At 64.6% G+C, this 13,289-nt stretch carries 11 protein-coding genes and 2 pseudogenes; 9 read left to right on the forward strand and 4 right to left on the reverse strand.

Going from position 1 to position 13,289, the window contains the following annotated elements; translation table 11 throughout:
• Positions 1-62: 62 nt before the first annotated feature.
• Positions 63-683 (forward strand): LysE family translocator, encoded by a 621-nt coding sequence (locus IVA87_RS04500; RefSeq protein WP_247307435.1) that lies wholly within the window; start codon positions 63-65, stop codon positions 681-683.
• Between the two features lie 3 nt (positions 684-686).
• Here the strand turns inward: IVA87_RS04500 and IVA87_RS04505 are convergent, their stop codons facing one another.
• Positions 687-1,490, reverse strand: coding sequence for an N-formylglutamate amidohydrolase (locus IVA87_RS04505; protein WP_247307432.1), 804 nt, complete (start codon positions 1,488-1,490; stop codon positions 687-689).
• A gap of 197 nt (positions 1,491-1,687) precedes the next feature.
• Between IVA87_RS04505 and IVA87_RS04510 the strand changes: the two genes are divergently transcribed.
• Positions 1,688-2,086 (forward strand): gamma-glutamylcyclotransferase family protein, encoded by a 399-nt coding sequence (locus IVA87_RS04510; RefSeq protein WP_247307601.1) that lies wholly within the window; start codon positions 1,688-1,690, stop codon positions 2,084-2,086.
• Here the strand turns inward: IVA87_RS04510 and IVA87_RS04515 are convergent.
• Positions 2,083-2,645: pseudogene (locus tag IVA87_RS04515) on the reverse strand (chlorite dismutase family protein). The gene IVA87_RS04510 and the pseudogene IVA87_RS04515 overlap by 4 nt on opposite strands.
• A gap of 261 nt (positions 2,646-2,906) precedes the next feature.
• Between IVA87_RS04515 and dnaG the strand changes: the two are divergent.
• Together dnaG and rpoD are read left to right on the forward strand one after the other, a co-directional pair.
• Positions 2,907-4,919 carry a DNA primase gene (dnaG, locus tag IVA87_RS04520; RefSeq protein WP_247307426.1) on the forward strand — a complete coding sequence of 671 codons (2,013 nt, stop codon included), beginning with the start codon at positions 2,907-2,909 and terminating at the stop codon, positions 4,917-4,919.
• Between the two features lie 376 nt (positions 4,920-5,295).
• Positions 5,296-7,428 (forward strand): RNA polymerase sigma factor RpoD, encoded by a 2,133-nt coding sequence (gene rpoD, locus IVA87_RS04525; protein WP_247307423.1) that lies wholly within the window; start codon positions 5,296-5,298, stop codon positions 7,426-7,428.
• 166 nt (positions 7,429-7,594) lie between these two features.
• Here the strand turns inward: rpoD and IVA87_RS04530 are convergent, their stop codons facing one another.
• On the reverse strand, positions 7,595-7,831 hold the full coding sequence (locus IVA87_RS04530) for a hypothetical protein (protein ID WP_247277465.1): 237 nt from the start codon (positions 7,829-7,831) through the stop codon (positions 7,595-7,597).
• 740 nt (positions 7,832-8,571) lie between these two features.
• Here IVA87_RS04530 and IVA87_RS04535 point away from each other — a divergent pair.
• Positions 8,572-9,378 (forward strand): lytic murein transglycosylase, encoded by an 807-nt coding sequence (locus IVA87_RS04535; protein ID WP_247307420.1) that lies wholly within the window; start codon positions 8,572-8,574, stop codon positions 9,376-9,378.
• Positions 9,379-9,436: 58 nt separating this feature from the next.
• Here the strand turns inward: IVA87_RS04535 and IVA87_RS04540 are convergent.
• Positions 9,437-9,568, reverse strand: a pseudogene (locus IVA87_RS04540) (acetoin dehydrogenase); the annotation flags it as partial.
• A gap of 154 nt (positions 9,569-9,722) precedes the next feature.
• On the opposite strand from IVA87_RS04540, the gene IVA87_RS04545 reads away from it, so the two are divergent.
• The 4 genes from IVA87_RS04545 to IVA87_RS04560 all read left to right on the forward strand — a co-directional run bounded on the left by IVA87_RS04545 (position 9,723) and on the right by IVA87_RS04560 (position 13,223).
• Complete coding sequence (locus IVA87_RS04545; protein ID WP_247332842.1) at positions 9,723-10,097, forward strand: response regulator; 375 nt, start codon at positions 9,723-9,725, stop codon at positions 10,095-10,097.
• 55 nt (positions 10,098-10,152) lie between these two features.
• Positions 10,153-10,764 carry a LysE family translocator gene (locus IVA87_RS04550; protein ID WP_247307415.1) on the forward strand — a complete coding sequence of 204 codons (612 nt, stop codon included), beginning with the start codon at positions 10,153-10,155 and terminating at the stop codon, positions 10,762-10,764.
• Between the two features lie 589 nt (positions 10,765-11,353).
• Positions 11,354-12,562 (forward strand): GGDEF domain-containing protein, encoded by a 1,209-nt coding sequence (locus IVA87_RS04555; protein ID WP_247307595.1) that lies wholly within the window; start codon positions 11,354-11,356, stop codon positions 12,560-12,562.
• Between the two features lie 40 nt (positions 12,563-12,602).
• Complete coding sequence (locus IVA87_RS04560; protein WP_247332844.1) at positions 12,603-13,223, forward strand: peptidoglycan recognition family protein; 621 nt, start codon at positions 12,603-12,605, stop codon at positions 13,221-13,223.
• Positions 13,224-13,289: the final 66 nt, after the last annotated feature.

Raw genomic sequence — 13,289 nt, forward strand, 5'->3', positions numbered from 1 at the left:
GCGAGCTTCCGTTCCCGCCTCCGCCATGCATTAATGCGTACAAACCGCAGCGAGTCCTCCCCATGATGTCCATGCAAGCCTATCTCGCCTTCGTCGCCGCCTGCATCGCGCTGGCGTTGCTGCCGGGGCCGATCGTCACCCTCGTCATTGCCAACGGCCTGCGGCACGGCACCCGCGCGGCGCTCACCAACGTTGCCGGCGCGCAAGCGGGTCTTGCCATCGTGATCGGCATCGTCGCGGTCGGTCTGACCTCGCTGATGGCGACCATGGGGTACTGGTTCGACTGGGTGCGCTTTGCCGGCGCCGCCTATTTGGTGTGGCTCGGCATCAAGTTGATCTGGACGCCGGTCGACGGCGTCGACGTCGACGCGCCGCCTCCGCCGCCGCGCGGCGGCTTCTTCCTGCAAGGATTCCTGGTGCTGCTGTCGAACCCGAAAGTGCTGGTGTTCTTCGGCGCCTTCATTCCGCAGTTCATGGACATGAACCAGCCGCACTTTCCGCAAGTCGCGCTGCTTGGTGCCACCTTCATGGTCACGGCGGTCATGACCGACGCGCTCTACGCCATCGCCGCCGGCCGCGCCCGAAAATTCTTCTCGGCCCGCCGCACGCGGATGATGTCGCGCATTTCCGGCGGCTTCATGATCGGCGGCGGCATCTGGCTGGCGCTGACCAGGGCGAAGTGAGGCTCACACCAACATCTGAGTCTTCAGCTCAACCTCGATCTCGGCAAGGATCCGCGCCAGCCGTTCCGCCCATTGCTGCTGGCCGGACTGGTCGGCGATCAGATCCTGGCGGATCTCGATGCCGGTGTTGACGAGGCCGCGCGCCTCGCCGTGCACGGGGATGGTGTAGTCGGTGAGGTCGTTCACCGCATAGGGCTCGTTGTCGCCGACGACGAGATCGCTTTCAGCGCGGAGATGTTTCAAGAGGAGCTGCGGCAGCACGGTGTCGCGGTTATAGAGGGCGCCGACGTGCCAGGGCCGCGCGACGCCGGCATAGACCGGCGTAAAGCTGTGCAGCGACACCAGTACTGTCGGCCGCTTGTCGCGCAGGCGGCGGTTGATCGCGGCGTCGATGCGATGATGATAGGGCGCGAAGATCTCGCGCCGCCGCGCCTCGCGCTCCCATTCCGAAATGCCCTCGTTGCGCGGAATCGCGGTGGCTTCGGAGATCACGGGAATCGAGCTCACAGCCGCGGGCGGGCGGTTGCAGTCGATCACGAGCCGCGAATAGCGCTGCGCGATCAGATGCACGTCGAGCATTTTTGCGAGCCGCTCGGCGACGCCGGCGATGCCGATGTCCCAAGCGATGTGCCTGACAAGCTCGTTTTCCGCGACGCCAAGATTGCCGAGCGTGCGCGGCAGCACCCGCCCGTAGTGATCCGCGGTGAGCAGGAAGGGTGATTGGCCTGCCGCATTCACCTCATGCACTGGCGCAATGTCGCCCTCGCCGAGGAGTTGATCGGTCGCGTCGGCCGTATCTAAAGCCATCCTGATTGCCTATGGAAAAGCTGTCGCCCTGAAGTTCGAAGAAAATCGGTATAGATTGGTTCGCTTCAAATCACCATGCTTGACCGAGGATGCCGCTGAGAGCGTCATTGCCTGCACATCGTCCTACTGGCTTTCGCCAGGACGACAGCGAATATGCGACGTTGTCGTTCCGCGCCATTGCCAGCTATACACACCGGATGACCTGCGATCGTCTCTTCGTCTACGGCACCCTGATGCGCGGCTTCGATCATCCGATGGCGCGGCTGCTCGCGGCACATGCGGATTTCCTTGGCGATGCGACCTGCCGCGGTCGGCTGGTCCTGGTGAAGCATTATCCGGGGCTATTGCTGTCGGACGCCCCGTCCGACATCGTCCATGGCGAGCTGTTTCACTTACGCGCGGGCGACGAGCTGCTGCGCGAGCTCGACATGTACGAGGCCTGCGGCGAAGGCTTTCCGGAGCCGACCGAATATCTGCGGCAGCTGATCGACGTGTCGCTGCCGGACGGCACCAGCAGCAAGGCCTGGACCTATGTCTACAACTGGCCCGTCACCGATCTTCCGCGCATCGAGTCCGGCCGTTTCCTGGAGCATTAGGCCGACAGCACCTCCTTCACCATGCGGATGTCAACCTCGCGCTCGACATAGGTCCACTCCTCGGTCTGCCGCAGCATCGCCACCAGCTCTTCGAACAACGCGGCATCAACCGGTGCGAATTCGAACCAGGTCAGAAAGTCGAAAGGCCCGCCGAGGTCGCGGCAATGATAGAGCTGGCGCGCGATGGCGGGCAGGTAGCGCAGGCTGCTCGCGATGTGGTGCGATCTGTCCTCGAAGATCTTGCGGCGCTCTTCCTGCGTCAGCTCCCACCAGGCCTGCGACTTGCGGATCGGGATCAGCGCTGCGCTGGTCGCCTCTAACCGGCCGAGGCCGGCCTGCACGGCGACGAGCTGCTGCTTCTCAGGCCGCTCGGTGTAACGCAAGCTGCTCGCGACGCCGACCAGCCGCCACGCGTTGCGCGAGGGCACCAGCGGCAACGAGACGGCCTCACTGTCGGTCACCGACAGTGCCGGCACGAAGGGCAGGGGCTCGCCCGCACGGGCGAGATCGACGTCACGCGCCAGCCCCCGCTCTGGCCGCCTCGAAAGGTCCTGAACATGGGGGTATGGAAGCGTGGAACCGGGCGCGGTTCAAGGCCTCTCTCCAAGTCATTTGCGGGGCGTTCGAAGCGCGAGCCCGGAAATCCATTTCCGCCAGCGGTCCGGTGGCGCGATGGATTCCAGGGTCGCGCTCTGCGCGCCCCGGAATGACGCGGGCTGTGAACAGCGCGTATAATCCCGACAAACCTGACTTTTGTGCAGGCGGCACCTATATGCCTGATCTTGGCCCGGCTCATCTCGCTCGGGCAAGACTGGATCTCATGCGCTTCACGCCCCAATTCCTCGACGAGCTTCGTGCCCGGCTTTCGGTCTCCGAAGTCGTCGGCAAGCGCGTCAAGCTGAAGAAGGCGGGGCGGGAGTGGAAGGGGTTGTCGCCGTTCCAGCAGGAGAAGACGCCGTCCTTCTACGTCAACGACCAGAAGGGCTTTTACCACGACTTCTCCTCCGGCAAGCACGGCGACATCATCAGCTTCGTGATGGAGACGGACGGCGTGCCGTTCGCCGAGGCCGTCGAGCGGCTCGCGGGCATGGCGGGCCTGCCGCTGCCGGCCGTGACGCCGGATGCGGCCCGGCATGAGCAGCGGCGCAAATCGCTGCATGACGTCATGGATCTTGCGGCAAAATTCTTCGCCGAGACGCTGGCCTCGCGCTTAGGTGCCAAAGCGCGCGGCTATCTGGCCGACCGCGCCATTTCGCCGGCGACGCAACTGCAGTTCCGCCTCGGCTATGCGCCGCCCGACCGCTTCGCGCTGAAGGAGCATCTCGGCAAGCTCGGCGTGTCCGTTGACGACATGGTCGAGACCGGACTGCTCGTCGCCGGCGACGATATTCCGGTGCCGTACGACCGCTTCCGCGACCGCGTGATGTTTCCGATCACGGATTTGCGCGGCCGCGTCATCGCCTTCGGTGGGCGCGCGCTGGAGAAGGACGTTCCGGCCAAATATCTGAACTCGCCGGAGACGCCGCTCTTCCACAAGGGCGACAATCTCTACAACCACCAGACCGCGCGCAAAGCCACCCATGACGGCGGCGCCCTGATCGTGGTCGAAGGCTATGTTGACGTCATCGCCATGGTCGCCGCGGGCTTCGCAGGCACCGTCGCGCCGCTCGGCACCGCGCTCACCGAAAGCCAGCTCGGGCTGCTGTGGAAGATGGCGGACGAGCCGATCCTCTGCTTCGACGGCGACCGCGCCGGCCAGAAGGCGGCTTACCGCGCCGCGGACCTTGCCTTGCCGTTCCTCGCGCCGGGCAAGAGCCTGCGCTTTGCGCTGCTGCCGGAGGGGCAGGACCCCGACGATCTCGTTCGCTCGGGTGGCCGCGGCGCGATCGAGGACGTGATCGCGGCGGCGCGACCGCTCGCGGAGATGATCTGGTCGCGCGAGCTCGAAGGCGGCAATTTTGCCACGCCCGAGCGCCGCGCCGCTCTGGAGGCGCGCATCAAGGAGCTCTCCAACGGCATCCGCGACGAGGTGGTGCGGCGCTATTACCGCGACGACTTTGCCAATCGGCTCCAGCGCGCCTTTGCCCCCGAAGGCGGGCGCGGCGGCTTTGGCGGCCGGGGCAGTTTCCGCCAAGGTGGCGGCGGTCGGCCATTCCAGCCCAGGGCTGGGGGAGGCGCGAATCGATTCGGTGGCCATGGATTTGGCGGCGCCCGCCGCGGCCCGCCCGGTCCCGTCCCGCTGCCGTCCGGTCCATACCAGGCGGCGAGCCCCCAGCTGGCGGCAAGCCCGATCATGCGCGGCCAGCGCAGTGCCATCTCCCGCCGGGAGGCCTTGATCCTGCAATGCCTGATCAACCACCCCTGGCTGCTCCATGAGCACTTGGAGGAGGTGGCCGCCCTGGAGCTGGCCCATCCCGAGGCCCATAAGCTCAGGGCCGGCATCATCGCCGCCTTCGCCAACGATCATCACCACTCACCGGACCCGGGCGAGCAGGCCGAGAAGATGCGGGGCGACCTTGAGAAGGGCGGGTTTTCGCAAGTTCTTCAAAGGGTTGAGAACGGCATCACCACCGTGGCGGTGTGGGGCGCCCGGGAGGGCGCGGCGCGGGATGACGTTCTTGCCACTTGGCATCAGCTGGTTGCCTTGCATCGGCAATGGCATTCACTACTTAGAGAGCTGAAAGACGCTGAGCTGGCCCTGGGGGAGGACCCCAGCGAGGCCAATTTGGCGTGGCTGCGTGACGTCAAGGCTCGGATAGGCGAAGTCGACGGTACCGAGGCTCTGATCGAGGGTTTTGGCGAACTGTCGGGTCGGCTCCAGAAGAGCATGTAATGAAAGAATCATGCGGACGGCCGGGGTCGGAACCGCTAAAAGACTCGCCAAATCCTTGGTTTGGCGGCAGAAACAGGGTTAATCGAGGCTTAACGGTCTTGTAGCACTTTGGCCCGAAGGCGGCCGCAGGCAGAACAGATGCGTCAGGAATGAATCCGCGCAACCGCTGTTGGCACTACACCTGCATCCGCTGCGACAAAGAGGCTCACGAAGCGTTAGGCAAATCCGGCGAGAGAAAGTTGGGGGTGGCGAGAAGTTTGTGCGCCGCCCTTTCCGTGTCGAGAGCTGCCGAAGCGAGAGCGTCGAGCAACAGGTTCATGTGAATTCAGGCAGGCGGGGCGCGCCGTCTGCATTGAAGCGCGTTGAGGAGCAATGGATGGCCACCAAGGCAAAGACGCTGCAGGCGAAGGACAAGGAAAAGGACGACAAGGCAGCGGATGCGCCGGAGAAGGACTCCCAGGACGCGCCCTCGCCCTTGCTCGACCTGTCCGACGCCGCCGTGAAGAAGATGATCAAGCAGGCCAAGAAGCGCGGCTTCGTCACCTTTGATCAGCTCAACGAGGTCCTGCCGTCCGACCAGACCTCGCCCGAACAGATCGAGGACATCATGTCGATGCTCTCGGACATGGGCATCAACGTCACCGAAGCCGACGACACCGAAGGCGAGGAAGACAAGGACGAGGGCGAGGACGAGACCGACAACGAGCTCGTCGAGGTCACCCAGAAGGCCGTCACCGAGGTCAAGAAGAGCGAGCCGGGCGAGCGCACCGACGATCCGGTGCGCATGTATCTGCGCGAGATGGGCACGGTCGAGCTGCTGTCCCGCGAAGGCGAAATCGCCATCGCAAAGCGCATCGAGGCCGGCCGCGAGGCGATGATCGCGGGTCTGTGCGAAAGCCCGCTGACATTCCAGGCCATCATCATCTGGCGGGACGAGCTCAACGAAGGCAAGATCTTCCTCCGCGACATCATCGATCTCGAAGCGACCTATGCCGGCCCCGACGCCAAGGGCGGCATGAACACCGCGATGATCGCCGGCCCGAACGGCGAAGCGTCGGCCGAGGGTGGCGAAGCCACCGCGTCCGCCGCTGCCCCCGCGCATGTCGCGCCGCCCGCCGCGCCGCCGTCGCCCACCCCGTTCCGCGCCGCGCCTGCGCCCGGTGCCACTGAGGCCGGCGAGGACAAGGATCCAGCCGAGTCCGCCGCCGAGTCCGACATGGACGACGACGAGTTCGAGAACCAGATGTCGCTCGCGGCAATCGAGGCCGAGCTCAAGCCGAAGGTGGTCGAGATCTTCGACAAGATCGCCGACAGCTATAAGAAGCTGCGCAAGCTTCAGGAGCAGGACATCCAGAACCAGCTCCAGAACGAGTCGCTCTCGCCGCACCAGGAGCGCAAGTACAAGAAGCTGAAGGACGAGATCATCGTCGAGGTGAAGTCGCTCCGCCTCAACCAGGCCCGTATCGACTCGCTGGTCGAGCAGCTCTACGACATCAACAAGCGCCTCGTCTCCTACGAGGGCCGCCTGATGCGTCTTGCCGACAGCCACGGCGTCGCGCGCGAGGACTTTTTACGCAACTACACCGGCTCGGAGCTCGATCCGCGTTGGCTCAACCGCGTCTCGAAACTCTCGGCCAAGGGCTGGAAGAATTTCGTTCATCACGAGAAGGACCGCATCAAGGACCTTCGTCACGAAGTGCATCAGCTCGCCGCCCTCACCGGCCTCGAGATCGTCGAGTTCCGCAAGATCGTGCACTCCGTGCAGAAGGGCGAGCGCGAGGCACGCCAGGCCAAGAAGGAGATGGTGGAAGCCAATCTCCGTCTGGTGATCTCGATCGCCAAGAAGTACACCAACCGCGGCCTGCAATTCCTCGACCTGATCCAGGAAGGCAACATCGGCCTGATGAAGGCGGTCGACAAGTTCGAGTATCGCCGCGGCTACAAGTTCTCGACCTACGCCACGTGGTGGATCCGGCAGGCGATCACCCGCTCGATCGCCGACCAGGCGCGCACCATCCGCATCCCCGTGCACATGATCGAGACGATCAACAAGATCGTGCGCACCTCGCGCCAGATGCTCAACGAGATCGGACGCGAGCCGACGCCGGAAGAACTCGCCGAGAAGCTCGGCATGCCGCTCGAAAAGGTCCGCAAGGTCCTCAAGATCGCCAAGGAGCCGCTGTCGTTGGAGACGCCGGTCGGTGACGAAGAGGATTCGCACCTCGGCGATTTCATCGAGGACAAGAATGCGATCCTCCCCATCGATGCCGCGATCCAGTCCAACCTGCGCGAGACCACCACGCGCGTGCTGGCATCTCTGACGCCGCGCGAAGAGCGCGTCCTGCGCATGCGCTTCGGCATCGGCATGAACACCGACCACACGCTGGAAGAAGTCGGCCAGCAGTTCAGCGTGACGCGCGAACGCATTCGTCAGATCGAGGCGAAGGCGCTGCGCAAGCTGAAGCATCCGTCGCGGTCGAGGAAGCTGCGGAGCTTCTTGGATAATTAATTCTGATCGTCATGCCCCAGCCTGACCCGGGCATCTATCCGAACGAAACGGCGGGCGCAAGCCCGCCGTTTTTGTTCGTGCCTGTCTGCCAGCAGCGTTCAGCCAAGAAGCGTCATCTGCTTCTGTCAGCTGCTTGTCTGCAAGATGGGGCGCTGGCGATGTTTGCCTATTTCTTCTTCACCCCGACCCGCTCAATCCGCTTGATCTCGAGCGGTGGCCGACCGCTCTTTTCGGCGATCTCGCGGTCCTGCTCCATGATGAAGCCGCGCGCGGGCTCGTCGCCGTCGAGGCCGCCGAGCAGCTCGGTGGGCACGCGGCGGTTGGAGCGCTGGGTATCGTCCTCATAGACGACGTTGAAGAAGGCGAACTCGCCTTTGGGATTGGTTCCGGGTTTCTTGGCCATGGCGGCTTGTCGTCGATCAGGGCGCCGCAGTCAAATGACTTCGGCGGTTATCGACGTTGGCGATGCATTGAAGGCGAGGGTGCCCGCCGCGGCTGCCGGATCAGATGTCGTTGCCTCGGAGTGCCAGGCGTGATGTGAACTCCCAATCAACGGCGGGCCGCGAAGCCCGCCGTTGATCTTTAGTCTTCAGTTATCTTTGGTCTTCGGTGTCGCCCGGGGCTGGCGGGGTGACAACCTAAAATAGAAGACTATCGAAGGCGCCATGCGATGGCAAGGCAAATCGTGGCGGCGTTGAGGTCGCAGCGGGCGGATCAGATATGCGTTGGCCGCGGCATGCCGACTTGATGCGCGTCGCAACAATCGTTTGGATCACCAAATCACTTTGTTCATTGTTCGGGCCGTCGCAATGCAGCGCGACTGGCTCGCAGCGAGGCGCGCCAGGCTGTATGTCTTCCCGCCTGCCTGCAATGTGTGATCGCGAGCGCCGAATCGAGGTCCACTATCGCGATAAATCATGCGGTCACCGGGCCGCTGCGCGCGTCTCGTTAAACGCCGCCCGGAAGACGAGAGGAGAGTGTCGGAATCGTCCATCTCGCGTCGCTTGGATACGATGTCGAGGCGGATCAAGCTCGCGCGCCTTCACGGCGAGGCTTTGCTGCTTTGACGCGAATTCGGTTCCCGGGCATGATCGCGCGCTGCTTTCCGCGCTCATTCTTCAGAGGATTAGAGGATTCTCCGGTATGTTGAGACACGCTTTGGCCACCGCCTCCATCGTCTGTCTGGCCGGTGGGTCGGCGCAGGCCGCGCGCTGCGGCGGCGACTTCAACGCTTTCGTCGCCAGCATGGCCGCGGAGGCGCAAGCCTCCGGCGTCTCGGCGAGCGTGACCAATGCGGCGCTCAGCGGTGTGACCCAGGATGGCGCCGTGCTTGCCTTCGATCGGCGCCAGCGCCACACCTTCAATAAGAGCTTCGAACAGTACGTCTCGACCCGCGTCGGCCCCGGCCGCATCAATGGCGGGCGGGCGCTGCTCCAGCGCCATGCCGCGCTGCTCTCGCGGATCGAGCAGAAGTTCGGCGTGCCCCGCTACATCCTGGTCGCGATCTGGGGGCTGGAGAGCGATTTCGGCAAGGGCGATACCGGCAAGCTGCCGGTGATCCGCACGCTGGCGACCCTGGCGCATGACTGCCGCCGTACCGATCTGTTCCAGGGCGAACTGCTCGCCGCGCTCAAGATCGTGCAGCGCGGCGACCTGCCGCTGCGCGATCTCATCGGCGCCTATGCCGGCGAGATCGGCCAGACCCAGTTCCTGCCGTCGTCCTACATCAAATACGGCGTCGATTTCGACGGCGACGGCCACGTCGACCTCCGCCACAGCGTCCCCGACGTGCTCGCCTCGACTGCGAACCTGCTCCACACCAGCGGCTTCAAGATGGGCCAGCCCTACGGTGAAGGCACGCCGAATTTCGAGGCAATGCGCGAGTGGAACAGGGCGGTGGTCTATCGCAAGACGATCGGGTATTTCGCGGATCGGCTGATGGGGCAGTGAGGGGGCGCACGGCTAACGCTCGCAAGTGACGGGGGGCGTCGCGCTGCTGTCGCGCCGCGCCCGGGCGGAAGCGCTGGAGCAGATCCATGAAGCGGGCGTCGTTGCCGATCAGGATGCGGGGCTCGTTCCTCTCGATGCCTCGGCTCATGCGCAGGGCGGCATCCTTCGGCGTGGTCTTCGCCGCGTTCTCGGGTCATGGCGGCGGCGCCGCGAATCGCAGACATGGATCTCCCCGTCAGTCCGGAAAGCGGGAACTATGATTTACATTTTTTCAGAATGGAACTGAACCACGGCCGATTTGGGCTTTTAACATACGATACGAAGCAAGCATTGGGAGCCGCTCCATGGGACAGGCACAGCCATTTCGTGCAACAGCGCTGATTGTCGAAGACGACCACATGCAGCGGGAGATGCTTTGCGTTCTCCTCGAGGAAAGTGGGTACGACGTGATCCAGTGCGAGAGTGCGGAGGCGGCCGAACGCGTGCTGGAGAAGAATGCGCGCGCACTCTGCCTGATGCTGACGGACGTTCAGCTCGCTGGCCGCATGAACGGGGTCGAACTCGCTCACCTCGCCAAGGGCCATAATCCGAAGCTCGACGTCGTCGTCACCTCCGGGCGGCCCCTGATGCAGCCGCTGCCTGACGGTGCCAAGTTCTGGGCCAAGCCGTGGGCGCCGCTCGACGTGTTGCGCGAGGCCGAGATCGCGCAGCTGTCCTGAGGGCGGTCGCCGACCATCGCTTTTCCGACGTAAGGCGCGGTGATAAGGTCCAATCATGACCTGGTCGTTCCTGCTCACCTCGCTCATGGTGGTCGCCTCGCCCGGCACCGGCGTGCTCTACACGCTGGCGGCGGCGCTCACCCGCGGCTCGCGCGCCAGCATCGCCGCGGCCTTCGGCTGCACGCTGGGGATTGTGCCGCACATGATGGCGGCGATGCTCGGCCTTGCCGCGGTGCTCCACACCAGCGCGCTTGCCTTCGCCGCGCTGAAATGGTGTGGCGTCGCCTATCTGCTCTACATGTCCTGGCAGGCGCTGCGCGAGCGAGGTGCGCTCGCGGTCGAGGGCAAAATCAAGGAGCGGTCGAGCGGCCGCGTCATCGTCACCGGCTTCCTGATCAACATCCTCAATCCCAAACTGTCGATCTTCTTCCTCGCCTTCCTGCCGCAGTTCATCGCGCTCGACGAGGCCCATGTGCTGGCGCGGATGCTGGAATTGAGCGGCGCCTTCATGGCGATGACCTTTGCGGTGTTCGTCGTCTATGGCCTCTGCGCCGCCTCGGTGCGCGAGCGCGTCATCTCCCGGCCCCGCGTCATGGCCTGGCTGCGCCGCAGCTTCGCCGCCGGCTTTGCCGCACTCGGCGCCAAGCTGGCGTTCGCGGAGCGGTAGTCTTTCTTTCTCCCAATAAAAAAGCGGGCCTTGCGCCCGCCACCTTCAAACTCTCGATCTTGCCCGACGCCCGGGCGGAGCGAGGCTCCACCCGGGCAAAGAAAAAGAAGCTGCGTTACTTCTTCTTCGCCTTCTTGGCCTTCTTCGCCTTCTTCTTCGCCGCCTTCTTCGCTTTCTTAGCCATAGTATCCTCTTAGGGTTTAATGGTGGGAACGCGACACGAGGGATGCTCGGCGGAGGGCCAGCCTCGCAACATCCTCGACGACAAACTCAGCAGATTCGCGCTCCTCTGCCCCGTGCCGTCACATCTGTGTCATCGTGTTATCCACAGCTCAGATGCATTTTCAGGTGATTTTGCTGCGCGAATCCGCATCGCCGCGTCGGCGCACCGTCGCTTGCGACAGGCTTAACGATCCGACAACAGCCAGGCGCCGTTCATGAATCCAAAACCAAAGGCGCGTTTTCAAGAGTCGCAGTGAGACTCCATTAAGCGCAACTCGCGCATTGTCGCCGGAAGAAAACGGGGATGGGTGATGGACGGACGGCTGCCAGGGACGGGGGGCGCGACGCTGCGCGTGCCGCACGCGCCATGCTGAACGTACCGACATTGTGGACGGTCTTCGTCGTCAACTTCCTGGCGCTCGGTGTGATCTGGGCCTACGTGACGCGCTCCTATCCGAAATTCGCAGCCGCGCGATTCTGGATGGCCTCGTCCTTCGTCGGCGCCGCCGGCGCGATGACGGCCCTGATCCGTCTGTTCGTCGCCTCGCCCCTGCCGCTTCTGCTCGGCGCAGCCGGCGTCATTGCCGCGAGCTGCCTCGCCGCCATGGGCATTCAGCGCTTCTATGACCGGCCGGTCTCGTGGCGTCTCATGACCGCAACGGGAGGCTTGAGCCTCACCGGCGTCATGGTCTTTACAGTCAGCTTCGAGCACATGCAGCTGCGCATGCTCAGCTACACGCTCGGCCAGGCCTTGCCGCTGGTGCTGGCGCTGCGCCTCCTGCTGTCGCCGGAGGGGCGTGTCAGCCCCGGCGCGCGGCTGTCCGGCATCGTCATCCTCGGCATCATCGCGATCCTGTTCGCCCGTATGGTGGGCAATCTGCTCGGCCACGATCTCTCGGCGCGGGCCGGCGGCCAGACCCATGCCGTCATGGTGCTGGGGCTGCTGTTCCTGTCGATGACGCTGAATTTCGGTTTCCTGCTGCTGGCAATGGACAGCTTGCGCAACGAGGTTGCCGACCTCGCGCTGCTCGACGATCTCACCGGCGTCGCCAACAGGCGGCATCTGCTGCAGCGCCTGACCGAGGAATGCGCCCGCTCGGAGCGCGGCGGCGCGCCGTTCTCGCTGCTGGTGATCGATCTCGACGGCTTCAAGACCATCAACGACACGCATGGCCATGCCGCGGGCGACGCCTGCCTGAAGCACTTCACGCTGATGGCGCAGACGCGCCTAAGGCCCGGCGACATGCTGGCTCGTACCGGCGGCGACGAGTTCTGCATCGTGCTGCCGTCGTCGTCGCTGCGCGAGGCTGCCGCGATCGCTCGCCGCGTGCTCGAGGTCTGCCGTCAGGACGCCGCGGCCTGCACCGGCCGCGACATTCCGATCGCGATCTCGATTGGGGTTGCACAGTGGGACCGCGGCGTCGGTCAATTCCCGGACCGCCTGATCGCGCATGCCGACCACGCCCTCTACGCTGCCAAGAAGAACGGCAAGAACGATCTTGCCGTCTACGATCCGGCCCCGCCGCTCTCGCCCGAGCCGATCGGTCCCGGTGAGGCCGCGCACCACTTCGCGTAAGGGCGTGCTACATCAGGGGTCGCATTGGACCCGCATCACGATGTCCCGCCTGCTCGCGGTCGTTCTTGCCGCCCTGTACCTGACCGTCCCCGCCGCCGCTGAGAATGCCGAGCTGGAAAAACTCGCGCGCGCCTCCGGCACGCCCGAGATTCCCGGCCTGAAGATCGTGTGGCTTGCGCCATGGCGCGACGTCGACAGCGCAAACCGTTGGCGCAACATCATCGTGCACCAGACCGAGGGGCCCGCCGGTTCGGCGCGGGGCGGCGCGCTGGCGCAGGCGAAGAACCCGACCCGGCGCGGGGTCACGGTGTGGGTCGAGACCGACGGCACGGTCTATTGGGCGGTGGCGGAGAATTTGGTGCCGACCCATGGCGACGGCGCCAACCGCAACGACAACAAATACATCGATAACAGGTCGACCTATCGCCAGATCGTGCGCGACAATTCGATCGGCGTCGAGTTCGCCGGCAATTATCCTGACGTTGCGGCCGGGCCGACCGAGGCACAGGTCGCAGCCTGGAAGATCCTGGTTAGGGTGCTGCGCACGCGCTACGGCATCCCGGCCGATCGCGTCTACGCGCACAATTGGATCGACTACAAGGACGCCCGCTATTGCGAAGGCTGCTGGCTCGCGACGCTGGCGAGGGTTTGGGGGGAGTGAGCGCCCGATCGTGCATCAATCCCGCTCGCTGCGGCACTTCCGCCGGCCCGTCTGCCGCCAGCACGC

Source organism: Bradyrhizobium sp. 147 (assembly GCF_023073935.1).
Lineage (GTDB): Bacteria > Pseudomonadota > Alphaproteobacteria > Rhizobiales > Xanthobacteraceae > Bradyrhizobium.

What these genes read in the sequence shown, in the direction of transcription:
- IVA87_RS04500 (WP_247307435.1), top strand. Translation starts at nt 63, where the DNA reads ATGATGTCCATGCAAGCCTATCTCGCCTTCGTCGCCGCCTGCATCGCG.
- IVA87_RS04505 (WP_247307432.1), bottom strand. Translation starts at nt 1,490, where the DNA reads ATGGCTTTAGATACGGCCGACGCGACCGATCAACTCCTCGGCGAGGGC.
- IVA87_RS04510 (WP_247307601.1), top strand. Translation starts at nt 1,688, where the DNA reads ATGACCTGCGATCGTCTCTTCGTCTACGGCACCCTGATGCGCGGCTTC.
- dnaG (WP_247307426.1), top strand. Translation starts at nt 2,907, where the DNA reads ATGCGCTTCACGCCCCAATTCCTCGACGAGCTTCGTGCCCGGCTTTCG.
- rpoD (WP_247307423.1), top strand. Translation starts at nt 5,296, where the DNA reads ATGGCCACCAAGGCAAAGACGCTGCAGGCGAAGGACAAGGAAAAGGAC.
- IVA87_RS04530 (WP_247277465.1), bottom strand. Translation starts at nt 7,831, where the DNA reads ATGGCCAAGAAACCCGGAACCAATCCCAAAGGCGAGTTCGCCTTCTTC.
- IVA87_RS04535 (WP_247307420.1), top strand. Translation starts at nt 8,572, where the DNA reads ATGTTGAGACACGCTTTGGCCACCGCCTCCATCGTCTGTCTGGCCGGT.
- IVA87_RS04545 (WP_247332842.1), top strand. Translation starts at nt 9,723, where the DNA reads ATGGGACAGGCACAGCCATTTCGTGCAACAGCGCTGATTGTCGAAGAC.
- IVA87_RS04550 (WP_247307415.1), top strand. Translation starts at nt 10,153, where the DNA reads ATGACCTGGTCGTTCCTGCTCACCTCGCTCATGGTGGTCGCCTCGCCC.
- IVA87_RS04555 (WP_247307595.1), top strand. Translation starts at nt 11,354, where the DNA reads ATGCTGAACGTACCGACATTGTGGACGGTCTTCGTCGTCAACTTCCTG.
- IVA87_RS04560 (WP_247332844.1), top strand. Translation starts at nt 12,603, where the DNA reads ATGTCCCGCCTGCTCGCGGTCGTTCTTGCCGCCCTGTACCTGACCGTC.